The sequence below is a fragment of the Methylobacter psychrophilus genome, assembly GCF_025583945.1.
Lineage (GTDB): Bacteria > Pseudomonadota > Gammaproteobacteria > Methylococcales > Methylomonadaceae > Methylobacter_C > Methylobacter_C psychrophilus.
Window position 1 is genome coordinate 1 of the sequence record NZ_JAOEGU010000035.1, and the last position, 21,061, is coordinate 21,061.

21 protein-coding genes, 1 tRNA gene and 1 pseudogene are annotated in these 21,061 nt (G+C 41.2%); 11 read left to right on the plus strand and 12 right to left on the minus strand.

Translation table 11 applies throughout. From position 1 onward, the window contains the following. A pseudogene (locus N7974_RS14530) lies at positions 1–889 on the plus strand (IS630 family transposase); the annotation flags it as partial. Between the two features lie 152 nt (positions 890–1,041). Here N7974_RS14530 and N7974_RS14535 read toward each other — a convergent pair. From N7974_RS14535 to N7974_RS14550, 4 genes are read right to left on the minus strand one after another with little or no spacing between them, the layout of a single operon-like run. Further along, positions 1,042–1,485 (minus strand): hypothetical protein, encoded by a 444-nt coding sequence (locus tag N7974_RS14535; protein WP_262966317.1) that lies wholly within the window; start codon positions 1,483–1,485, stop codon positions 1,042–1,044. Next, positions 1,485–1,925: a phage holin family protein gene (locus tag N7974_RS14540; protein ID WP_262966318.1), complete on the minus strand. Its 441-nt coding sequence runs from the start codon at positions 1,923–1,925 to the stop codon at positions 1,485–1,487. The genes N7974_RS14535 and N7974_RS14540 overlap by 1 nt, the downstream gene beginning before the upstream one ends. A gap of 13 nt (positions 1,926–1,938) precedes the next feature. Next, entirely contained in the window at positions 1,939–2,169 is a 231-nt protein-coding gene (locus N7974_RS14545; protein WP_262966319.1) for a DUF883 family protein, read from the minus strand. A 14-nt stretch (positions 2,170–2,183) separates the two neighbouring features. After that, positions 2,184–2,498 carry a BON domain-containing protein gene (locus tag N7974_RS14550; protein WP_262966320.1) on the minus strand — a complete coding sequence of 105 codons (315 nt, stop codon included), beginning with the start codon at positions 2,496–2,498 and terminating at the stop codon, positions 2,184–2,186. Between the two features lie 495 nt (positions 2,499–2,993). On the opposite strand from N7974_RS14550, the gene N7974_RS14555 reads away from it, so the two are divergent. The 5 genes from N7974_RS14555 to N7974_RS14575 all read left to right on the plus strand — a co-directional run bounded on the left by N7974_RS14555 (position 2,994) and on the right by N7974_RS14575 (position 7,058). Further along, positions 2,994–3,896 carry a L,D-transpeptidase family protein gene (locus N7974_RS14555; protein ID WP_262966321.1) on the plus strand — a complete coding sequence of 301 codons (903 nt, stop codon included), beginning with the start codon at positions 2,994–2,996 and terminating at the stop codon, positions 3,894–3,896. A 260-nt stretch (positions 3,897–4,156) separates the two neighbouring features. After that, entirely contained in the window at positions 4,157–4,666 is a 510-nt protein-coding gene (locus tag N7974_RS14560) for a DUF1993 domain-containing protein (RefSeq protein WP_262966322.1), read from the plus strand. Positions 4,667–5,011: 345 nt separating this feature from the next. Continuing rightward, on the plus strand, positions 5,012–5,542 hold the full coding sequence (gene hemG / locus N7974_RS14565; RefSeq protein ID WP_262966323.1) for a menaquinone-dependent protoporphyrinogen IX dehydrogenase: 531 nt from the start codon (positions 5,012–5,014) through the stop codon (positions 5,540–5,542). A gap of 142 nt (positions 5,543–5,684) precedes the next feature. After that, positions 5,685–6,473, plus strand: a complete 789-nt coding sequence (locus tag N7974_RS14570) for a bestrophin-like domain (protein ID WP_262966324.1) — start codon at positions 5,685–5,687, stop codon at positions 6,471–6,473. A gap of 225 nt (positions 6,474–6,698) precedes the next feature. After that, positions 6,699–7,058, plus strand: a complete 360-nt coding sequence (locus N7974_RS14575; RefSeq protein ID WP_262966325.1) for a hypothetical protein — start codon at positions 6,699–6,701, stop codon at positions 7,056–7,058. Between the two features lie 35 nt (positions 7,059–7,093). On the opposite strand, the gene N7974_RS14580 is transcribed toward N7974_RS14575, so the two are convergent. The 3 genes from N7974_RS14580 to N7974_RS14590 all read right to left on the minus strand — a co-directional run bounded on the left by N7974_RS14580 (position 7,094) and on the right by N7974_RS14590 (position 10,842). Further along, a complete protein-coding gene (locus tag N7974_RS14580; protein WP_262966326.1) occupies positions 7,094–9,049 on the minus strand; it encodes a heavy metal translocating P-type ATPase in 1,956 nt (651 codons plus the stop codon). 143 nt (positions 9,050–9,192) lie between these two features. Continuing rightward, complete coding sequence (locus N7974_RS14585; protein WP_262966327.1) at positions 9,193–9,759, minus strand: cytochrome b/b6 domain-containing protein; 567 nt, start codon at positions 9,757–9,759, stop codon at positions 9,193–9,195. A gap of 156 nt (positions 9,760–9,915) precedes the next feature. Beyond that, positions 9,916–10,842, minus strand: coding sequence for an MlaA family lipoprotein (locus N7974_RS14590; protein WP_262966328.1), 927 nt, complete (start codon positions 10,840–10,842; stop codon positions 9,916–9,918). 875 nt (positions 10,843–11,717) lie between these two features. Here N7974_RS14590 and N7974_RS14595 point away from each other — a divergent pair. Beyond that, positions 11,718–12,224, plus strand: a complete 507-nt coding sequence (locus N7974_RS14595) for a hypothetical protein (RefSeq protein ID WP_262966329.1) — start codon at positions 11,718–11,720, stop codon at positions 12,222–12,224. A 113-nt stretch (positions 12,225–12,337) separates the two neighbouring features. Here N7974_RS14595 and N7974_RS14600 read toward each other — a convergent pair whose 3' ends face one another. Then, positions 12,338–13,426 carry a D-alanyl-D-alanine carboxypeptidase family protein gene (locus tag N7974_RS14600; RefSeq protein ID WP_262966330.1) on the minus strand — a complete coding sequence of 363 codons (1,089 nt, stop codon included), beginning with the start codon at positions 13,424–13,426 and terminating at the stop codon, positions 12,338–12,340. A gap of 297 nt (positions 13,427–13,723) precedes the next feature. Further along, positions 13,724–14,713, minus strand: a complete 990-nt coding sequence (locus tag N7974_RS14605) for a glycoside hydrolase family 17 protein (protein WP_262966331.1) — start codon at positions 14,711–14,713, stop codon at positions 13,724–13,726. Positions 14,714–15,580: 867 nt separating this feature from the next. Between N7974_RS14605 and nqrM the strand changes: the two genes are divergently transcribed. Genes nqrM through sbcB form a run of 3 tightly spaced genes read left to right on the plus strand, consistent with a single transcriptional unit; the run spans position 15,581 to position 17,666 of the window. Beyond that, positions 15,581–15,772, plus strand: a complete 192-nt coding sequence (gene nqrM / locus N7974_RS14610) for a (Na+)-NQR maturation NqrM (RefSeq protein WP_243217819.1) — start codon at positions 15,581–15,583, stop codon at positions 15,770–15,772. A 48-nt stretch (positions 15,773–15,820) separates the two neighbouring features. Next, a complete protein-coding gene (locus N7974_RS14615; RefSeq protein ID WP_262966332.1) occupies positions 15,821–16,213 on the plus strand; it encodes a CBS domain-containing protein in 393 nt (130 codons plus the stop codon). Between the two features lie 4 nt (positions 16,214–16,217). Then, positions 16,218–17,666 (plus strand): exodeoxyribonuclease I, encoded by a 1,449-nt coding sequence (gene sbcB, locus N7974_RS14620; RefSeq protein ID WP_262966333.1) that lies wholly within the window; start codon positions 16,218–16,220, stop codon positions 17,664–17,666. Between the two features lie 89 nt (positions 17,667–17,755). On the opposite strand, the gene N7974_RS14625 is transcribed toward sbcB, so the two are convergent. The 3 genes from N7974_RS14625 to N7974_RS14630 all read right to left on the minus strand — a co-directional run bounded on the left by N7974_RS14625 (position 17,756) and on the right by N7974_RS14630 (position 18,432). Beyond that, complete coding sequence (locus N7974_RS14625) at positions 17,756–18,082, minus strand: hypothetical protein (protein ID WP_262966334.1); 327 nt, start codon at positions 18,080–18,082, stop codon at positions 17,756–17,758. Next, positions 18,028–18,288 carry a DUF6538 domain-containing protein gene (locus tag N7974_RS20790; RefSeq protein WP_394813123.1) on the minus strand — a complete coding sequence of 87 codons (261 nt, stop codon included), beginning with the start codon at positions 18,286–18,288 and terminating at the stop codon, positions 18,028–18,030. Before N7974_RS20790 ends, N7974_RS14625 begins: the two co-directional genes overlap by 55 nt. Positions 18,289–18,345: 57 nt before the next feature. Then, a tRNA-Leu gene (locus N7974_RS14630) sits at positions 18,346–18,432 on the minus strand. Positions 18,433–18,655: 223 nt separating this feature from the next. Between N7974_RS14630 and rnr the strand changes: the two genes are divergently transcribed. Continuing rightward, positions 18,656–20,947: a ribonuclease R gene (rnr, locus tag N7974_RS14635; protein ID WP_262966335.1), complete on the plus strand. Its 2,292-nt coding sequence runs from the start codon at positions 18,656–18,658 to the stop codon at positions 20,945–20,947. The last annotated feature ends 114 nt before the right edge of the window (positions 20,948–21,061 follow it).

The window sequence follows — 21,061 nt, forward strand, 5'->3', positions numbered from 1 at the left end:
GAGCAAAGTCAATTCGCGTTAAAAGCCGTACTATTGATGGTGAGAATGAAGCCCGTTTGATCGCGTTAAGTTGTGGCGATGCACCTGAAGGGCGTAGCCGCTGGACATTACGTTTACTTGGACAGCAGATGGTTGAGCTGGGTTATATCGAAAGTGTATCGCATGAAACTATCCGGCAAACCTTAAAAAAAACGAGTTAAAACCTTGGCAAAATAAAGAGTGGTGTATTCCGGCTAAAAAAAATGCTGAGTTTGTTTGCGCTATGGAAGATACGCTTGATGTTTACAAGCGACCTTATGATGAAGCGCAACCACTAATTTGCATGGATGAAAGCAGTAAGCAACAGATTAAAGACACGCGAACACTAATACCGGCAAAGCCTGGCACCGTCGCTCGGTACGACACGGAATATGAACGTAATGGCGTGAGTAATGTTTTTATGTTTTTTGAACCCTTACGGGGCAAACGGTTTGTTGAAGTAACCGATCAAAGAACGGCTATTGATTGGGCGCATCAGATCCGTAATCTGGTTGATGTCCATTACCCGCAGGCTAAACGTATTACCCTGGTTATGGATAATCTGAATACCCATACTGGCGCCTCTTTATATAAGGCATTTGAGCCAAAAGAAGCGAGAAGAATTCTTGAAAAACTGGAAATACACTACACGCCCAAGCATGGTAGCTGGTTAAATATGGCTGAAATAGAATTAAGCATCCTGTCACGGCAATGTATGGATCGCCGCATTCCAGATCAAGAAACTTTAAAAACAGAAATTTCCGCGTGGCAAGAAAAAAGAAATGCTATTGCTCGCTCTATGAAATGGCGATTTACCACTGAGGATGCGCGGATAAAACTGAAGAAACTTTATCCGACATTATCAGATTGACTGAGTACTAGCGATATAGATGAAAATGTGCCAAATAAGGTCGTTATGAGGCCATAATAACGTCAAAATAGGAAAATTCAGATTAACACTGGAATTTTTTTATCTTCATCTGGAGTCATTCCTTCGATAGTCGACATTCTCGGATAGCAGTCCTAGTGCATTGAGCTTCGATGGTTTTTCTCGCCATTTATATCGTTTGACACCGGATGTCCGGGTTGATTGGGTGCTTGACGATTTGAAGACGCTCTTGATTGCTCGAAGGTCTTCATTATCCACGCTATAGGTAAAGCCATATATAAAGTATGTGCCGAGGCAATGAGGTTCAGTGCCGTTGTTAATGGTAAGGTATCTGTAGTTATTGACTTATCTGTATTGCTAAGGTTGTCAGGTACTCTGCGCTTGGTAAGTTCGCCAATGATAAAGCCGATGCCACCGGCCAGTAGTAAAGTTGTTGGAGTGGTCATTTGTTGGTGTATTTTACGAAGCAAGGTTGTGGAACGAACACTGACCTTGCGCTGACGGATTAATGCAAGCTGCTCCATATCTTTGATTTGAGCTTCAAGAGATTTGGATTTACTTAGGCAGGTCTTCATCATTACTTCTCCGTATTCTGAAGCTCTGGGGAAATGGGCTGAAGGGCCCGAAGGGTCGACGGAAACTGCATATTGCGGCTCTTGTCGCGTATTACCCCACAAAGGATTATCGCAAGCAACAAATTTAAAGTGACCGCCAGCAGAATGGCACTACTGGCCATTACCACGCCATTTTCGATCAGCCAGAGAGCTACAGCAGCCATTAACCCCAACCAAGCGCTACCAAGCAAGATGGCGATTATTACGCCTGCTATGATCATGATTATCAGGCTATTACCGGCTTGCTGTGTCTCCAGTATGGCAAGCTGAAAGCGAGCCAAGATTAAGCCACGCAGTTCGTGCCATAACGCTTGGGCATCTTTAAGTACGCCGGAACTACTTGGCGTATCGTTACTATTTGAATCCTGCCCCTGGGTGTTTTTTTCCAGGGCATCCGGGTTCATGATAATTTACGATTTAACGTTTACTTAACAGACGGCTCAGAAAGAATCCTGCCGCTGCCGCGATACCTAACGATGCCATAGGATTTTCGCGGACATAACTACGGCAAGTCTCTACCAATTGTTGTTCGGAAATTTTTAGTTCTGCACCTTTTTCGTTGATAGTTTCGGCGGCTTGATTGCTTGCATTGGCGATTTTATCAATAGTCTCATGTGCAGATTTGGATGCTTTTTTGATTGTTTCCATAATGGTTTCCTTGTCTATTTAAGTTTCATGTCATTATTAACTGACTTTACGCCACCAACGTCACGAGTCAGTTTAACCGCTTTATTAATATCTGCACGCGAACTTACAAAACCGCTCAATTGCACGATGCCCTTGAAAGTTTCAACGTTAATTTCTGCAGAATTTAAACCAGGCTCGTTGAGTATGGCTGCCTTAACCTTGCTGGTGATGATGCTGTCATCAACGTATTCGCCGGTTGCTTCATGCTTTTGCGTTGATGCACAACTCACGCTAGCCAATAATGTCAGTGCCAAAAAAAATGCGGAAAAAAATCTGCCAAGTTGTTTCATAGGTAAATCTCCAATTAAGTGTTTATTCCGTTAAGCTAAAAGCCTTTGCAAGGCTTAAGGCGAGTTCAAGAATCAAGAATCGGTAAGGTATGGTTTTAAATGACTCCCAGATTTTGGATGATTCTGGAGACAGTCAATACTACAATTTCACTATAACTACAAAACTAAACACAGTCAGTACGATAGCGCACATAACGGCTTGTGAAAAGAGCCATGTAGAATTTTTAAGGAATATATGCTGTCAGGCTTTTCGTATCAAGAATAAAATAAGTAGTAAGGGAGATTAATGTAGTGGCTTATAAAGCACTATTATCTACAATATGTAGACTCAATGGTATCGTTGGTTAGTCTGTGTGAATTACAATAGCTATTGATTATAAGTGCTATGAAATAATGCTGTCGTTTAATTAAACGGGCCTATTCAATGCGATAAATAGTCCATTGCTGTTGCAATGCAGCATAGATCAGCACAAATAAACAATCCATCCATCCATTATGAAAGCATTATTCGCATTGATAGTTCTCGTTTTGCTGACCGGGTGTGGTAGCTTTACACTTGCGCTAAAATCTGTGCAACGATTCTATGCTGATTTGCCAAAATCAAAGGTCGTCACAAGGGTTTCAGTTAATAAGGACAATGTTTCCGGGTTAAAAACGTCGGCGCCTGTGGAGACGTTGCCACCACCATTAACGACAAATTCTACAGAGAGTGCAGGCACTTCGCCAGGAACATCAACAGTCGCTCCGACGACGCCATTGAATTCGGGTTCGTTTACTCCTTCCAGAATTCTTAAAGTCGGCTCACAAGGCGAGGCGGTATTGGCTCTGGAGAAACGGCTTATGGAACTTCGTTACGACGTGGGGACTGTCGATGGTTTTTACGATCAACAGACGTTGCAGGGTGTTTTAGCGTTTCAAAAGTATGCCCAATTAAAGCGCACTGGTACATACACATTAAAAACACAAGAAGCCTTGCCACAAGCAGAAGTTCCTTCAGGATTGCATCCCGAGATGGGGTTGCCGCGTATCGAGATAAATCTTACGCGTCAGGTGCTGATGCTTTTTGATAAGCAGGGACTCAACCGTGTTATCGCGGTATCAACCGGTTCGAATCGCAAGTATTGCGAAATATCGAAAAAATCGGGAGAGCAGGTTTGTGGTGTGGCTCGCACGCCGCGTGGCAAGTTTCGCATTCAATGGAGAATTTCCGGTTGGCGCGAAAGTGATCTGGGTAAACTTTATAACCCATTGTATTTTAATGGCGGATTTGCCATTCATGGTTCACCGTTAGTTCCGGCCGACAACGTGTCTCATGGTTGTGTCCGAATATCCATAGCAACGTCACAATGGTTTTATGATACTGTAAAAGACGGTACGCCGGTTATTGTGTTTGATTGATTTTTACCGATCTGTTTATGTTAACGACACTAACGCTGTCTATATAATTATCTGCATAACACCCGTGAGTTATTTAGAACCATGAATTAATTTCGCACGGTACGCCCTACATAAAGTAATGTGGTTTTATCAACGTTTAATTTTATAGGTGGTTACCTTGTGGAACGACCCCGTGTTGAATTTACCAAACCCGGCTTATCCATGAGATACTTACCGACAGTGTAAAACAATAACTTTAATCAATTAACCGAGCAAAATCTATGTCCAATTATATGTACACCACGTCCGTACCCGTTTTTAAACAGTTATTGACCAGCCTCAGCGCTATTTTGAGTAAAGCGGAAGAATATGCCACTGAAAAAAAATTTGAACCGCAAGTATTACTGGATGCGCGGCTGTTTCCTGATATGTTCCCTTTGAACCGTCAAGTGCAAATTGCCGCTGATTTTGCCATTAGTGTAACTGCCCGGCTGGCGGGTATTGAGGTACCTGCTTATGATACTAACGAACAGACATTTTCCGAATTACAAGAACGAATTGCCAAGGCCCTGGCTTTTATCGAAAGTCTGACACCTGTGCAATTTGAAGGTAGTGACAAGCGTGAAATCGTGTTGCGCCCAGGGACACCAAAAGAGAAAAAATTGTTGGGTAATACCTACTTGTGCAACTACGGGTTGCCGCAATTTTTCTTCCACATCACCACTGCCTATGATATTTTACGGCATAATGGACTGGAAGTTGGTAAAGGCGATTTTATGGGTGCTTATTAAGTCTGTATGTTCAAGAGTAAAGTAATTGCAGTGCATGATGACTATTTTACTAATGCTTGAAACTTGATTCAAAAAGATCAATTAAAGTCGCCAGTTTCCAGTGAATGGTTGGTCTGAGTTGATTGTTGTTTTAGTCTGGTTATTTGTCAGACGTTAACAGGAAAACTGACAAGAGGTGAGCTACTAATGATTGTAAGCTCTTTTTCAGTGAAATCATGTTAACGTTGGACATATAGACTTTCAAAAAATTAAATTTCCAATTTGCGTCGCTGTAAACTTATACAGATATAATTCCTTGAAGGGATAGTATCTGTCGACAAAGAAATTATTTATCTGAAAATCCATATGGCCAACATTCTTATTGTTTATTCAAGCACTGACGGGCAAACTCAAAAAATTTGTCATCGACTGCGAACTGTCATTGAGCAAGAAGACCATCTGGTTGCCGTCATTTCGGTTACTGAGGCGACCCAACTCGATTTGGCGAAGTTCGATAAAATTGTCATAGGAGCCAGTATCCGCTACGGACACCACAGCTCCGAAGTTATTACGTTTATTGAGAAAAACAGGCGGCTTTTGGACAGGAAACCGAATGCTTTTTTTTCGGTAAATTTGGTTGCCCGCAAACCAGAAAAATGCAGGCCGGAAAACAATCCTTATCTGCAAAAATTTCTCAGACAAATAGTCTGGAAACCTAAAGAAATGGCTGTTTTTGCCGGTAAGCTTGATTATCCTGGTTACCGGTCTTTTGACCGTTCACTAATCAGGCTGATTATGTGGATGACCAAAGGTCCGACCGATCCTATGGCCGTTATTGAGTTTACCAATTGGCTGCAGGTAGATTTGTTTGCTCGGCTTATCATTGATATGAAGTAGTTGATAAGGGTATGCTGCTTTTTTTGATCATATTTTTGTCGTACACATTTTTAGATAAATCAGCTATGTCGAACGATATGGGAAAATTCCGTATTGACTCATAAACGATCAACAGATAGCATTTATTTTTTAGGAGAAATACATGCCTTTAAATCAATGGTTGCTGTTTTATGTTCCGACTACTTTGCTGGCTATTTTAGTGATCGGGTTATTCCTTGGGGTAACCATAGGTTCGCTTTTTCTGGTCAGAAGGTTTATTCCCTTTCACCAGCTTAAAACCCATAATGATGTGGCAGGTTTTATCTTCTCCACCATCGGCGTTATTTATGCCGTATTGCTGGCTTTTATGGTTATTGTCTCTTGGCAAAACTTTGCCAGGGCTGACAGAAATGTTGCCCAAGAAGCTATTTGTATTGAAGATCTTTACCGGGATTCTACCGGTTTTCCGCCTGTTTTTAAGAATGCTGTGAGATTGGCGCTAAGAAACTATGCCTCTGCTATTGTTAACGATGAATGGACGACACTGGCAGTTGGGAAGCGCAGCGAAAAGGTGCAGGCCGCTTCCGATATAATTTGGGATCTTTATACGTCTTTTTTGCCTGAAAATGAAAGTCAGGCAATATTTTTTGAACAATCCGTGGTGAAATTAAATGAAGCCGCTGAACTGCGACGTGAGCGGATATTGGCCGCAGGGCCTGGGATTCCGCCGATTCTTTGGGTTGTATTGTTATCCGGCGGCTTGATTACGATACTGTTTACGATATTTTTTGGAACAGAAAACTTTGTCGCTCAATTGATTATGTCCTCAATGTTGTCTACCCTGGTCGCCTTGTCGCTTTTTACCATTATGACGCTTGACTTTCCGTTTACCGGATCGGTGACGATATCAACGGATACCTTTAGAACAGTACTGGTGCATTTTAAGCTTTAAACAGAAGACCTGTATAGCTTGCCTTTGAAGCCAAGGTGCGTTTGGTACACCAACCGTGCTTGATTGATTAAGGGCTCTATAGTCTTTCAGAAATTAAATTTCCATTCATGTCGTTGTAAGTTCATACAGATACCATCCCTTGAAGGGATGGTATCTGTATGCATCGAAATTATTTATCTGAAAACTTATATATTGTGACAAAGCTGTGTAGAGTAGAGAATCATTATGAAAGATTATCCGAAAAATATTAACCGACTGCTCCGGCAATACCTGATTAAAGCTTATGGGCAAGAATTACACCGTGAGCTGGAAAAATTGGATCTCGATTTTGCTCAGTGGCGTGATGGAAAAATAGATAACGGTGAGCTTAATTATCGGGTCCATCAATACCACGAAGGTCCTTCCCGTGAGCTATACAAAAAATACAATAACTCGTTTGATGATATGAATGTTGCTTATGCCATTGTGACAGGCATACTCAATCGGGATGAAATTCCGACTCAATTACTGGAAGCTATTTCCGATTCGTTGGCATATTATCAGGCAATTAAAGAACAAGGCAACTTGAAAGAGCCGGGTGAATAATCCTCGAAAACACTGAGTGTAAAGTGGCTGATTTATCAAAAATCGGAGAGTGTTTTTGGTGGGATGGCGGCTCTTAAGGCATTTAAAACAGCCAGCACATCAATAACTTCCTGGGTTACGGCTCCTGCTACCGGCGACAGATAACCCAAGCCGGCAAAACCCATACCGATCAAGCTTAGCGCCATACCACCTACCGCGCTTTGCAAGGCAATTTTACGCATTCGCTCACCGATATGAAACAGCTCATCGACTTTTAACAACGAGCTATCCATAATCACTGCATCTGCTGATTCGCCGGTAATATCACTGTTTTGACCAAAGGCTATACCAATAGTCGCGGCGGTTAAGGAAGGGGCATCATTGATACCATCACCCAGAAATATGGTTTTTGCCATTTTTGTTTCTTTGCGTACCAATTCCAGTTTCTGTTCAGGGCTTTGGCTAAAGTAAACATGTTTAATGCCAACTTGTTCTGCCAGATAACGCACTTCGGATTCCCTGTCACCGGACACCAGCATCACCCGTTCAAACAAGTGATTAGGTTGCAAGTGATTGATAAAGGAAGAGCTGTCAGTGCGAACTTCATCACGAAATTGCAGCGTTCCGGCATAATACCCATTAATTAGTACAACACATTCAAGGCCTCCTGACAGGGGCGGCAATTCTTCAGTGCCAGTCAATGCTGTTTCAATAAAATTTTTACGGCTGGTTATTTGTATCTGTTTACCCATTACGGTGCCGGTAAGGCCTTTACCGGGTAATTCGGCGATATTGGTTACCGTTAATAAAGATAATCCAGCTTTTTCTGCGGCTTTAATAATTGCACCGGAAAGTGGATGTTTTGAATAACGCTCCAGACTGGCTGTTAGGGTTAATACGTCTTGCTCAGTCTGGTTTTTTCCGGGTATCAAGCCCGTTAATGAGGGGCGACCATAAGTTAGCGTGCCGGTTTTATCAAAAATTGCAGTGCGGCAGGTACCTATCGTTTCCAGAATAGCCGGATTTTTGATGATAATTTCCCGTCTGGCTGCCAGCGAAATTGAGCTGATAATGGTAACGGGTATGCCAATTAATAAAGGGCAGGGCGTGGCAACAACCAGTACGGCCAGAAAACGAACGACATCGTCACTGATTAGCCAGGCAGTTAGGGCAATGAGTACCGCTAATGGCGTATATAACGCACCCAGTTGATCGCCCAGTCGTCTGATGTTGGGACGATATTGCTCGGAAGAGCGCATAACTTCCATGATTTTTGCATAACGGGAATCAACAGAAAGTTTGTCGGCACGAATAGTTAAGGCCGAATCACCGTTAATCGCGCCGGATATGACCAGTGAACCTATGGTTTTCGACATCATATAAGGCTCGCCGGTTAAATAGGATTCATCCATTGTGCCGGTTCCTTCCAGAACGGTACCGTCAACGGGACAAATTTCATGAGGGAGGACCAACAAGATATCGTTGATAGTTACCTGTTCTGTAGTAATGTCGGTTAGCGTATCAGCTGATTTTTTATGTGCCACTGACGGCATACGCTTGGACAGCGCTTCAAGTACTGAAGACGCTTTACGAACGGCATAGTGTTCGAGGGCCGCACCACCCGAGAGCATTAATACCACCAGACTTCCGGCCAGATATTCATCCAGTAAAATTGCCGTGACGATGGATATTCCTGCCAGTAAATCGGCACCAAAATCGCCGTGACATAGTTTTATGATGAGCTGATAAAGTAAAGGCATACCACCCAGTAGCAAAACCGCCAACAGCGGTAGTTGTACCAGTACAGTAGAAAAGGTTGTCTGTCCCTGATAGAGGGAGGCAATTGCTGACGTTAAGGCAGTATTGATGGACAGTGTATAAACGTCATGACCTGTATCAAGCCCATACCTTAGTATCAGATAACAACTAATACCGAGTATGCTCAAAATGGCAATGCCATTTTCATACTTTGAAGTGGCTACAACTTGCTGCTCTTTATTGGCGGTGGTCATGTTTTTTGTAGTGTTGGGTTAGCATAGCCAATACTCAAGATGGTGATTGCAGAATTTATTTTATGTCGCTAAAGGCTGCATGGTCCTGATCCAGAAAAAAGCAGTATAACAGGTCAATTCAATGCAATGCAGATCGACACGACTTATTTTTCTGCAGGTTTTTTAAGGCCGTTCCACATCGCTTTTGCCAGATTTTCGTGGTGTATAACACTTTCAGCGATTACCCCGACAATATGTACAATCACCAAGAATAGGGTCAAATTGGCAAAGAACTCATGAGTCTCTTCCCATAAATCTTCCCTACTTGAGTCTATAATGCCGGCTAATGGTCCTGCACCCTGATCTGCACCATAAACAGCAAATCCTGTGATGGAAGTCAGTAACAGACTAACGAGTAACAACATAATCATGGCAGCACCGGCAGGGTTGTGGCCAAGAAAACGTTGAGCATTTAAGGAAATCAGGTCTTTGATATAGGCAATTGATTGAATCGGGCTACATAAAAAATTTGAGAATCTGGCATAGTCATTGCCAATAAATCCCCAGATTAACCTAAACACCAGTAAACCAAATATCAGATAACCCGCCCAAACATGAATTGTTAATAAATCATCTTCAGTCAGGTAAGCGATAATGAATCCGGCAACCAGTAGCCAGTGAAAAATTCTAAGTGGAAGATCCCATACTTTAACAAGTTGTTGTGACTTCATTTCATACTCCTTAGATCTAGGGGGTATTGCTACGCTATCGTATAAATTGTCGTTGGTCAGGGGGTGGGTAGTAGAGCTAATTACCTTAAACCGGCTGGTTGTAGACTATCGAACCAGTTACCAGGATAAGGTAATTTATTTGCCAATGATGACTATTTATTTGGGTTCCGACAAGTCTAAAAAATGTTCAGGTTTTTTATCAGTCGATGGTGATTTTGAACCATCTGATTTATTACTGCCGTCACCACTGTTATTGCCAGGAGTTGCATTTGAAGATCCTTTTCCATTAGTTGTACCGCCACTGGTTCCGGATTCAAAGTTATCATCAAACAGATCGGGATCAGTGTCTTCAGGAGGATTACCATCATGAATAAGATAATCACGATTTTGTTCATATGAGTTTTTAATAAAGTCGTAACGATCGACCGCACCTTCATCAAGTATTTTTTCAGTGGTCATCAAATTTGCGCGTTTATCAGTCACATCAACGACTTTGGCACCTGCTGTTGCTGCGGTTGCCGCAGCGCCGCCAAATATAGAAACATAAGTCAATGGGTTAAATAACGCATCGCCGACCAGTCCAATCGTATCTCTTGGTGAGCTTGGCCCAAAGAGTGGTAATACCAGATAGTTGCCTGATGGAACCCCCCAGAATCCTAAGGTCTGCCCGAAGTCTTCTTTATGTTTAGGCAAATCAATCATGGTTGCTACGTCAACAAAACCGGCAACACCTGCTGTTGTGTTAATCAGGAAACGACTTGCATCCATGCCACTTTGTGCCATTTTAAATTGCAATACATCGTTGATGGTTACGCCAATATCGTTAATATTACTGAAAAAATTGGTTACACCTTCATCAACAAAATCGGGTGTTATCCATTGATAGCCTTTTGCTAATGGTTTTACAATAGCTTTGTCGAGATTGTCATTGAATGATTGAGTACCCTTGTTCCAGCCTACCCAAGGATCATTCTGTTCAGGTTCGACAGCCGTTGGCGTTGATGCACAACCTGCCAAGGTAACCGAAATGATCAAGCTACTCAATAATAGCGGTTTATGGATAGTGGTTTTTTTTGTACTCATGATTAATCTTTTCCTGGATGGTTAGTATTGTTGCTATGTAGCATTACCCGATGACGCTCATCATTTTATTCTTTTTTTTTAGTGGATACACTCTAATATAACCTGTCATGGTACCGGTTTTACGAGCCCGTCAATTACATATTATCGGAAAATAAATGAACATATTTAACGCTAAATAACGGCTTATATCAATTTCTTTTATTTTTCTGAGGTATTGAAAATTTGTCAGCATAAATAACATTAAAATAAGTAAAGTCTTAATTACAAGCTATCGTACATTATGATGGCACAGTCGGAGACTTATTATGTTCAATCAAGGGCTTAATTTTTACTTTTATTGGTTTGACTATTACAATACTTCAGGTGGTAGGTTATTGAAATAATATGGTTTTTGATAAATCATCTCAAAAATTCGATTATCATTACTAATAAATAACTTTTTAATTTTCAATTGGTTAATATTTAATGCAATACTGTATTTTGCATGATTTTGATTTAATTCTCCACAAGCCTTGTTATTCGTGAAGTACTAATTATAAAAGCTATCCGAAGTATTGTTCATGAGAATCTTCTCGTAAATTGGTCATCAATGAGATTCAAAATACTATTTTCTATCACTTGATGCAGATTCTATACACGAGACCGAACTTAGTCTGTGCGGTAACGAACTGATTAGAAATGAGTTCACGATGCGCATTACGATAGTTGATATGGCTATCACTAAACCGGGCACATATGTCAGCAAGAATCTTTCTTCTTTTTTTACCGGCTTGTTGTATATTGATTTGTATTTGAAATAACTCAGTTTATAAATGTGACAACGGGTGAACGCTATTTTTTAAGGGTATTTTTTTTATGGATATTAACTGACCGCCATGCCGATTTTTATTGTTTTTAGCCTTACACTTTGTTTCTTGGTACAAATTTCCAGTCCATTACAAGCCATGCTGGCAGAACAGTTGTTGACTTATAGTAGTTTAGCGATCGCTGTTATCAGTATTTTAACCAGTATGATTAAAAAAATATCGGTCATAATTTGCTACGATATTTTTTCCAGCAGTATTTTGTTGGTTTGGTTTGGTTACTGGAAACCGTTGTTTAACAATGATTCACCGATATTTTTTTTCTATCCACTTTATTTTGCCTTGTTTGCTGCTTTTGTATCGTTATTTTTTATTAGCCAGCGGCATAAAATTGATGAGGAAAGTTTTGGTTTTATGTTGTCCCTTGCTAAAAGAAGCTTAATTCAGCCTTGGGTTATAATGACTTTTGTTTTAGGCAGTCTGGCGTTGCCCGAAAACTTCACGTTATACCCTGTCCTGATGACAATTTTGATACTAAGATTTACTTTGGCGAGTTGCCTGGAAGGCAGAGACCAGTAAGGGATTTAGTATTTTTAGGCTAATGATTACATGATTTATAAACGTACATAAAATAAGTTGATATTTTATGTACGTTGTCTGGCGGTATGCGCTTAGGTTGTTTTAGATGATATCTATCGATGATAGCGGGTTTTGCTGGATTTAGGCTTGGCTTTACTGACAGTTTTCTTGCTCTTGATAACGACTTTTTTGTGACTGACAACTTTACTTTTACTGCTAACCTTGGTTTTCTTAAAATTTTTGCGATTGCCAGTGTGTCGACTCTGACTAATGTATGTCGGTTTAAGGTTATTATCGTTGGAACCTATGGCGGTAGGTGCCATATTTCCGCAACCCAGTTGATAGGGCGGTGTGCCTGCTGAGTTGCTTACCATGGTAGTGATGTTTTTGGCGGGATAAGGGGTAAATTTATTGGCAAAACCATTATTCATCATGCTGATCATTAACTGATAACGTTCTGCACTGGTCATTCCACCCAATATTACCCCGATCAGATGTTTGCCATTTTGACTGGCGGCAGAAATAAGATTGTAACCAGAGCCACAGGTGAAACCGGTTTTCATACCTTCAGCGCCCGGATAACTGGCGGTAAATTTGTTGATTCCGCGTAGTTCACGGCCCTTAAAATTAAAGCTGTGTGCAGCAAAATAAGGGTAATAGTTAGGGAAGTTTCGTTGTGTCTTCCATGCCAGTATAGCCATATCACGTGAAGTTGTGACTTGCCATTGGTGGGGAAGGCCTGTTGCATTCATAAAATGGGTATCGTACATCCCCAGATTATGCGCTTTGGTAGTCATTTTAACGGCAAAGCTTTCTTCAGTACCGCCAATATGTTCCGCCAAAACGACAGAGGCATCGTTCGCCGAACGGGTGATAAGCGCTAAAATCGCTTCTTGAACCGTCAACGATTCACCTTGCCTCAATCCCAGTTTGCTGTTGGGTTGGCGTGAAGCATGATTGGATGTCGTTAAGGTATCGTAAAGATGAATTTGACCTGCTTGTAACGCATCAAAGGTCATGTAAAGGGTCATCAGTTTGGTAAGTGAAGCCGGAAACCATGAGTGAGTTGCATTTTCTTCGTGCAATACGCTACCGTTATCCGCATCAATTATTATCGCAGCATGGCGTCCATAACTGGATGCCGGTAGCAATAATAACCAGACGGGCATCAAAATAAGTAGTATCGATTTCACAGTTTTCATTTAAAAAGGGGGCCTCTAGTAGTTTATGGATTATGTATTTACTGGCTGTTGCAGAGTAAATTTAAGCTATACTTATTTGGAATGGTTTGATTTGTTGAGAATTTATTAAATAATATAAACGATTACAGTGGGTTACCGGTTTTTAAGGCAATAAAAAACAATCGATAACCTAAAGCGAATAAAATCATTGTCCAATGAAGTCAAGATTCATTGATTACCGTAAGCCGGTATTCTATCAAACGATACGCAATGATAATATGGTATTTTGCTAATGATTGGCACAATCATCTTGTTCCATTAGTGGATAGTTAATTTCTTGCTACAATTGTAAGGAGATTCGCCGAGACATATTCCCCAAAAACTGCCAAAACCACCTTCTTCACCGGCTTTCCAGTTTTCTGAAAATGCCTCAAATACCACGCCGGACCATTTTTTTTTGGCCAGTTTTTTAAATGTCGATTCAACGACCAAGGCTTGGTTTTTCTTGCCGGCTATACCGCAATGCTGTTTGGTTTTGTTATTGACTTCCGTGCCGCCTTCCGGACCATTCGGCCAGCCAAATTCAGTGATCATAATTTCTTTTTCGGGATTTACCCGGCGAACGTCTTCAAGCCGTGCAATATGAAAATCAGCCGCTGTTTCTGCGCTGGTACAGGTATGGATGCCGGAATACTTATTTTCCCACCAAGGAAATATATTGATGCCTATCCAATCAACCTGTGCTGAAAAACTGGTCTGTCCGCACTCTAATGATCGATTGCACCATTCCCACCAGGTATCTATGGTAGTAATTGGCTGGCTTACACCGGCTTTGCGTAAAGCATCGATACAACGGGTTATTTCACCATCAAAAGCATAGGCATGACGGGTTCTTACTTCAGAACCGCAGCTTAGTTTTATGATGGTTTTCGGGAAAGCTTTGGCAACTTCAATGCCTTTGGCAATGGATTGTGAATTAACAGTGAGGTCATCATCTAGCCAGAGAATGGCAATGACTTTAATATCTCGAGCTTTCGCCGCTGTAAAAATAGTGTCCAGACCGTTTAGAACACCATAAGTCATGATGCAACGAAAAGGGGTTTGCTTAATTAATTTATCCAGTAATTCATTGATTAATTCTTTGGAAGGATGCTCACCATAATTGGGATTAAATTTTCCCACATAGGGACTGAATGCAGCACATTGTAGTACCTCTTGCTGGGGATCTTTATTCTGCTTACTTGCCGATGCATTATGTCCATAGCTTAACAGCACGATATAAATCACAAACAATAAGAAATGCTTCATCAAACCCTCATCAATAAATTAAATCATAGTGGACGCTCTGGTCGTTGCGTGACAATATGATAGGCGATTTTTATTTGCGGTCGTCAATTTTATTAATACTGATGCATTTGATTCGTTTATTTATAGACAGATGAACATTTCGTTTTACTCTTTATCGGTAGCCTAAATACTTTATTATGCTTGACTTTGATTTGTGCACAGTAAAAATCAATCGCTTGAATGTCTTTCATTTAAGTTGTTGACAACTGCAGGATTACCAAGTGATAACCCGTAACTCATTGATAATTATAATTGCCAACAGATTGTCGTATTTTTATACGATTTGACAAAATTGTAATAAAAACTGCACTTAAGAGTTAAATATAACAAGCTATACACAGAGTTATCCACAGGTTCTGTGGGTAACTGGTCTTAGCTTACTTCCGGTATTTTTCTCGTTGAATTTGCCAGCGTTAGCCTATTGGATTTTCAGTTAAATTTAGCAGCTATTTTTTGTCATTGTCACGATTATTAGTCCCGGTAAGTATGCTTGATGTTTTCACTAAAAAATAATAACCAGAAAAATACTGAATATTTATAGACGCGGGATGCTAAAATTAAACCATTAGCAATGGCTTGTTAAAGTCGATAAGTAGTTTTTTGTAGACTCTTTTTGATAAAAGCATCTCCGATATTGCCATGCGATCAAAATCCATAGTTTGAATAAAATGATAATTGACAGCCGAATAGCTACAAGGCCAGCGGCCAATGCAGGTAAATGGTTTTTTTGAGAAAAACTTCTAAACCTGCGTTTTTTAATATTTAAAACAGCAAACAAGATTGAGGTAAGAATGACATCAATCTGTGCCAACTTTATGAGGTAGTATCATGACTTATTTTTTAGTAACTTTTGTAGTGATGTTAATCGTTATTGCCATTATGGCAATCGGTGTTATTTTTGGCAGACGCGCCATTAAAGGCTCATGTGGTGGCGGTATGAGCAAGGCAGAATGTGTTTGCGTAGAAAAATGTGATAAAAGAAAGAAGATGGATGCAGAGGCCCGTTTAACGCAAAGTTGATTTACGCTTCAGCAGACCAATAATAAAAATACTAATGAGGAATTTATTATGCTGGTAAAAATTACGGTAGCAGATTACATGGCTAAAAGATTAGTCACCTTAACCAAAGATACAAATGTGATTGATGCGATCAAGAAATTGTTGGATCATAAAATCACCTGTGCTCCGGTTGTTGATTTAAAGGGTCATTTGGTTGGCATGTTTTCTGAAAAAGACGGTATTAAGGTTTTTTTAGAAGCGGTTTACAATCAAGGCATGAGTGGCAAAGTCGGTGACTACATGACCATAGATACGATCAGCGTTGATGCCAAGTCCACTATTGTCGATCTGGCTGAACAATTTCAGAAGTCATCGGTCAGAAGTTTTCCGGTATTTGATGAGGGGGAATTTGTTGGCGTTATTAGTCGTGTCGATGTCTTAAGAGCTTTAATGACCATTTAGCAAGATGCCCGAACGCAATCCCAATACACAAACCTTTTATTGGCACGATTACGAAACTTTCGGCATCGATCCTCAGCGAGACCGGGCGGTACAATTTGCCGGTCTTCGCACCGATGCTGATTTTAATGTTATCGAAGATCCTCTGGTTATTTATTGTAAACCGGCACCGGATTGCCTGCCAAACCCTGATTCCTGCCTGATTACCGGCATTACCCCACAGTTGGCTGAACAAAAAGGCGTTTGTGAAGCCGAGTTTATTGGCCGGATACATCAACAACTTGCCCAACCCAATACCTGTACCCTGGGTTATAACAATCTTCGTTTTGATGATGAAGTTACCCGTAACTGCCTGTATCGTAACTTTTATGATCCTTACGCACGCGAATGGCAAAATGGCAATTCCCGTTGGGACCTTATTGATGTGGTCAGAGCTGCAAGAGCATTAAGGCCTGAAGGCATAAATTGGCCGGTTAATGATGACGGCAGACCCAGTTTACGACTGGATCAATTAACGGTTGCCAATGGCATTGCTCATGAAGCTGCGCATGATGCAATGTCAGATGTTTATGCAACCATCGGCATGGCCAAATTAGTCAATCAAGCCCAGCCAAAATTATATCAATTTCTGTTGCAAAATCGCGGTAAAGCCAAAGTTTTGGAGTTGCTGCAGTTAGGCAGCTTTAAACCGGTTGTACATATATCTGGTATGTACTCCATCGTTAAGAATGGCCTTGCCATTGTCTTGCCCCTTTGCAAACATCCGACCAACAATAATGGCATTATTGTTTACGATTTGTCGGTTGATCCTGAACCACTACTGACTTTATCAATAGAAGCCATTCAGCAACGACTATTTACCGCGACGGATGACTTGCCCGAAGGGGTAACGAGAATACCGCTAAAAACCGTGCATATTAATAAATGCCCGGTTGTTACCCCAGTGTCTGTTATCAAGCCGGACGATGCACAGAGACTGGCGATTGATTGGGCTTTATGTCTAAGCAATATTGAAAAAATTAAAGCGGCTAATGGTTTGGATAAAAAGTTGGCCGCTGTATTTAGCGGTCATGCTTATGCCGAGCAAGATTCCGACCCTGATTTATCTATCTACAGTGGCGGCTTTTTCTCTGAACCCGACCGGCAGAAAATGGTAAAAATCAGGGAAATGTCTCCAGAGCAGTTGGCAACATCAGCCATGTGTTTTAACGATCCCCGTCTGCCTGAAATGCTCTTTAGATATCGGGCACGTAATTATCCCGAAACACTCAATGCTGACGAGCAGTTAAAATGGCATGAGCTTTGCAAAAATCGGTTAACCGGTCGGCAAGCAGGAGCCAGTATTACCCTGGATGCTTATATGGCACGACTGTATGAATTACGCAGTAACAGCAATAGTAATATGGCTATTATTAACGCCCTGGATGCTTATGCCGCTGAGTTGTGCAAAGATTAAAGCTTTCACCACGAAGACACGAAGAAAAAACAGAGGGTGATTGATTTTTATCTTATTATTCGAATATCTAATTGTAACTTATAGATTAATTATATTTGTGGTAGCAGTATTAGGGTCAGGTCTGCTTTTTCAGATAAGCATTCGTTGACTTGATTAAGAATGGGTACGTTTTCGCTAATTCTTGTTGAGCCAGGGTTGCTGCTCTGTGCAGTCATTATGAAAGAATTGATATCTTCGGTTGTAAATGCGGCGTTACGTAGCGCGATAATTTCCTCAACAGGAAAGTTTAAATCTTTATTGCCATCCTTGTCCGTTTTGACAGTAAAGCCAAGAATTTTGCTTGGGTCGATGCGCATATTTTTTATGGATTCTTGATGGACGAGTTGGCTAAAGTAGTCATCATAGCTATTAGCCAATTTTTTGCATCCTGAAAACAGGTAGTTTTCAAAGAGATGATAAATTTAAGGCAACCGAATAACAGCCTTAGCAGGACGGGAATCCGGCGTCTGTAATAATAAGTTTGACGGCGTTTAATGAGGTAATAGGGCGAAGGGGGTGAGCATGGCTTCTCTCCTGTTCGACATACTGCGTGCAACAATATGTGTAGCAGTTTGTGTAACACAGAGAAATTTACTCTCCTCAAACACGTGGTAGATCAACAAGAAAGGAACATGATTTTTGGTACCGAGAAGAGGACTTGAACCTCCACGAGCGTGCGCTCACTAGCACCTGAAGCTAGCGTGTCTACCAATTCCACCATCCCGGCAAAGAGTTGCTGTAAAAGCAAAGTGAACGCGCACTATACTCATACCCTCTATTTTTGTCAATTAAAACTATAGACAAGGTTAGGTGAAATTGCGGCGTTGGATAAGATTAATGGTATAAGTTCAAAAGGATTTTCTATTTTTCAATTCTCATCGTTAAGCTAAGCATGTATCATATAAAGAAATTACTTAATTGTGTCAATTATCTTGTATCTTATTATTTAAATGTCATCGAAGTCTAAAAAAGACGTTGATTTTAATTCAACAAAAGATCCATACGCTCAGCGCGAAGCTGAAAAGTATGAAAACCCCATTCCTAGCCGCGAGTTAATACTTTCAGCGTTAGAGCATGCGGGAAAACCGTTGTCGCGCGTTGATATCGCCAAGGCATTTTCTCTTGAAAATGAAGATGACCTCGAAGCCCTCCGCCGACGCCTTAGGGCAATGGAGCGTGATGGTCAATTATTGTTTAATCGCGGACAGCAATACTGTCTGGTTAATAACAAGGATTTAATTGTTGGCCGTATTATTGGTCATCCGGATGGCTTTGGTTTTGTCCGGCCGGATGATGGTTCCGATGATTTGTACTTGTCACCCCGCGAAATGAATCCCTTGCTACATAATGACCGGGCTATGGTACGTATAGCGGGGATTGACAAGAAAGGCCGACGTGAAGGCGCAATTGTTGAGATTCTGGAAAGAAATACTCACCAGATAGTCGGACGTCTTTACAAGGAAGACGGATTTACCTATGTTGTGCCTGATAATAAAAATATCGCACAAACGCTTTTAGTGCAGAAAGGTGGTGCTGGTAAAGCCAAGCAGGGGCAAATTGTTATTGCTGAAATTACCGATCAACCGACTAAATTACGTCAGCCTATTGGCCGGGTTATTGAAGTATTAGGTGATCATCTTGCGCCCGGTCTGGAAATAGAAATGGCGATTCGTTCTCACCAATTGCCGAATATATGGCCGGAAGAACTGCTGGAAGAAATCAAGTCGCTGAGTGCAGAAGTACCTGAATCTGCCAAGGAAGGTCGCGTTGATTTGCGAAATACGGCACTGGTCACCATTGATGGTGAAGATGCACGGGATTTTGATGATGCTGTGTATTGCAAAAGAACGCCAAAAGGCTGGAAATTACTGGTAGCGATTGCCGACGTTTCGCATTATGTGCAGGTCAATAGTGAACTGGATAAAGAGGCTAAAAATCGTAGCACTTCGGTTTATTTTCCTGAGCAAGTCATTCCCATGCTGCCGGAAATATTATCCAATGGTTTGTGTTCACTCAATCCTGATGTTGATCGCTTGTGTATGGTTTGCGAATTAGGCATAGACGAACAGGGGAAAGTTGTAAGGTCACGTTTTTATGATGCGGTCATGCGTTCTCATGCACGTTTGACTTACAACGAAGTTGCAAAAATGCTGGTTGATGGCGATACGGTTCTGGCTGAAAAATATAAGCCAATAATGCCGCATTTACGTGAGCTATATGCACTTTACAAAGTCATGCGCGTGAGTCGTGAAGAGCGTGGGGCAATGGACTTCGATACCCAGGAAACCCGAATTGTTTTTGGTGAAGAACGGAAAATTGAAAAAATAGTGCCGGTAGTGCGTAACGACGCGCACAAGCTGATTGAAGAGTTTATGATTACCGCCAACAGTGCGGCAGCGAAGTATTTGAATGCTAAAAAAATACCCAAGCTGTTACGGATACACGATGGTCCAAGTGCGGATAAGTTACTTAATCTGAAAACCTTTTTGGGTGAATTAGGCTTAAAATTTGGTGGTGGTGTTAATCCGACACCGTTGGATTATATGCACTTGGTGGAATCGGTTAAAAATCGGCCGGATGCGCATTTAATTCAGACTGTTTTATTGCGATCCATGTCGCAAGCGGTTTATAGTCCTGATTTAAAGGGCCATTTTGGCTTGGCATTGGAGGCTTATGCGCATTTTACCTCGCCTATTCGACGTTATCCTGATTTGTTGGTGCATCGCGCCATTCGTCATTGTTTACTTGGCAAGAAAATAGAAACATTTTTTTATGGCGTTCCCGACATGATTTTGTTGGGTGAGCATTGTTCGGCCAATGAGCGACGCGCTGATGATGCGACTCGCGATGTAGTCAGTTGGCTTAAATGTGAATATATGATGGATAAAATCGGTGAAGAATTTCCCGGTATTATTTCAGCAGTGACTTCATTTGGCTTTTTTGTTGAGCTTGCCGATATTTATGTAGAAGGCTTGGTACATATCAGTAATCTGGGGCAGGATTATTATCATTTTGATCCGACCAGTCACCAGTTAAAAGGTGAACGCACCAATGTCAATTTCCGTTTAGGCGATAGCGTATTAATCAAGGTTGCCCGTGTTGATCTTGATGAAAAGAAAATGGATTTTGAATTGGTGCAAAAAGACGGTTCTGCAAAAAAAGCCGGTGCTGTAAAAAAAGCAGAAGGTACGGATAAGCCTAAAAAAAGACGCAGAAAAAGGAAGCCGTCACCTAAGGCTTAGCCCCTTTTAGCCTGCGATTTCCGATCTGACGATGCGGGATGCAGGCTCTTAAAGCTTCCGATGTAAAGTATCAAGCTTCCTATTCAAAACGAAAGTTCTTCACAATTCATAATA

Coding starts and splice junctions, on each gene's coding strand:
- N7974_RS14535 (WP_262966317.1), bottom strand. CDS start 1,485: ATGATGAAGACCTGCCTAAGTAAATCCAAATCTCTTGAAGCTCAAATC.
- N7974_RS14540 (WP_262966318.1), bottom strand. CDS start 1,925: ATGAACCCGGATGCCCTGGAAAAAAACACCCAGGGGCAGGATTCAAAT.
- N7974_RS14545 (WP_262966319.1), bottom strand. CDS start 2,169: ATGGAAACAATCAAAAAAGCATCCAAATCTGCACATGAGACTATTGAT.
- N7974_RS14550 (WP_262966320.1), bottom strand. CDS start 2,498: ATGAAACAACTTGGCAGATTTTTTTCCGCATTTTTTTTGGCACTGACA.
- N7974_RS14555 (WP_262966321.1), top strand. CDS start 2,994: ATGAAAGCATTATTCGCATTGATAGTTCTCGTTTTGCTGACCGGGTGT.
- N7974_RS14560 (WP_262966322.1), top strand. CDS start 4,157: ATGTCCAATTATATGTACACCACGTCCGTACCCGTTTTTAAACAGTTA.
- hemG (WP_262966323.1), top strand. CDS start 5,012: ATGGCCAACATTCTTATTGTTTATTCAAGCACTGACGGGCAAACTCAA.
- N7974_RS14570 (WP_262966324.1), top strand. CDS start 5,685: ATGCCTTTAAATCAATGGTTGCTGTTTTATGTTCCGACTACTTTGCTG.
- N7974_RS14575 (WP_262966325.1), top strand. CDS start 6,699: ATGAAAGATTATCCGAAAAATATTAACCGACTGCTCCGGCAATACCTG.
- N7974_RS14580 (WP_262966326.1), bottom strand. CDS start 9,049: ATGACCACCGCCAATAAAGAGCAGCAAGTTGTAGCCACTTCAAAGTAT.
- N7974_RS14585 (WP_262966327.1), bottom strand. CDS start 9,759: ATGAAGTCACAACAACTTGTTAAAGTATGGGATCTTCCACTTAGAATT.
- N7974_RS14590 (WP_262966328.1), bottom strand. CDS start 10,842: ATGAGTACAAAAAAAACCACTATCCATAAACCGCTATTATTGAGTAGC.
- N7974_RS14595 (WP_262966329.1), top strand. CDS start 11,718: ATGCCGATTTTTATTGTTTTTAGCCTTACACTTTGTTTCTTGGTACAA.
- N7974_RS14600 (WP_262966330.1), bottom strand. CDS start 13,426: ATGAAAACTGTGAAATCGATACTACTTATTTTGATGCCCGTCTGGTTA.
- N7974_RS14605 (WP_262966331.1), bottom strand. CDS start 14,713: ATGAAGCATTTCTTATTGTTTGTGATTTATATCGTGCTGTTAAGCTAT.
- nqrM (WP_243217819.1), top strand. CDS start 15,581: ATGACTTATTTTTTAGTAACTTTTGTAGTGATGTTAATCGTTATTGCC.
- N7974_RS14615 (WP_262966332.1), top strand. CDS start 15,821: ATGCTGGTAAAAATTACGGTAGCAGATTACATGGCTAAAAGATTAGTC.
- sbcB (WP_262966333.1), top strand. CDS start 16,218: ATGCCCGAACGCAATCCCAATACACAAACCTTTTATTGGCACGATTAC.
- rnr (WP_262966335.1), top strand. CDS start 18,656: ATGTCATCGAAGTCTAAAAAAGACGTTGATTTTAATTCAACAAAAGAT.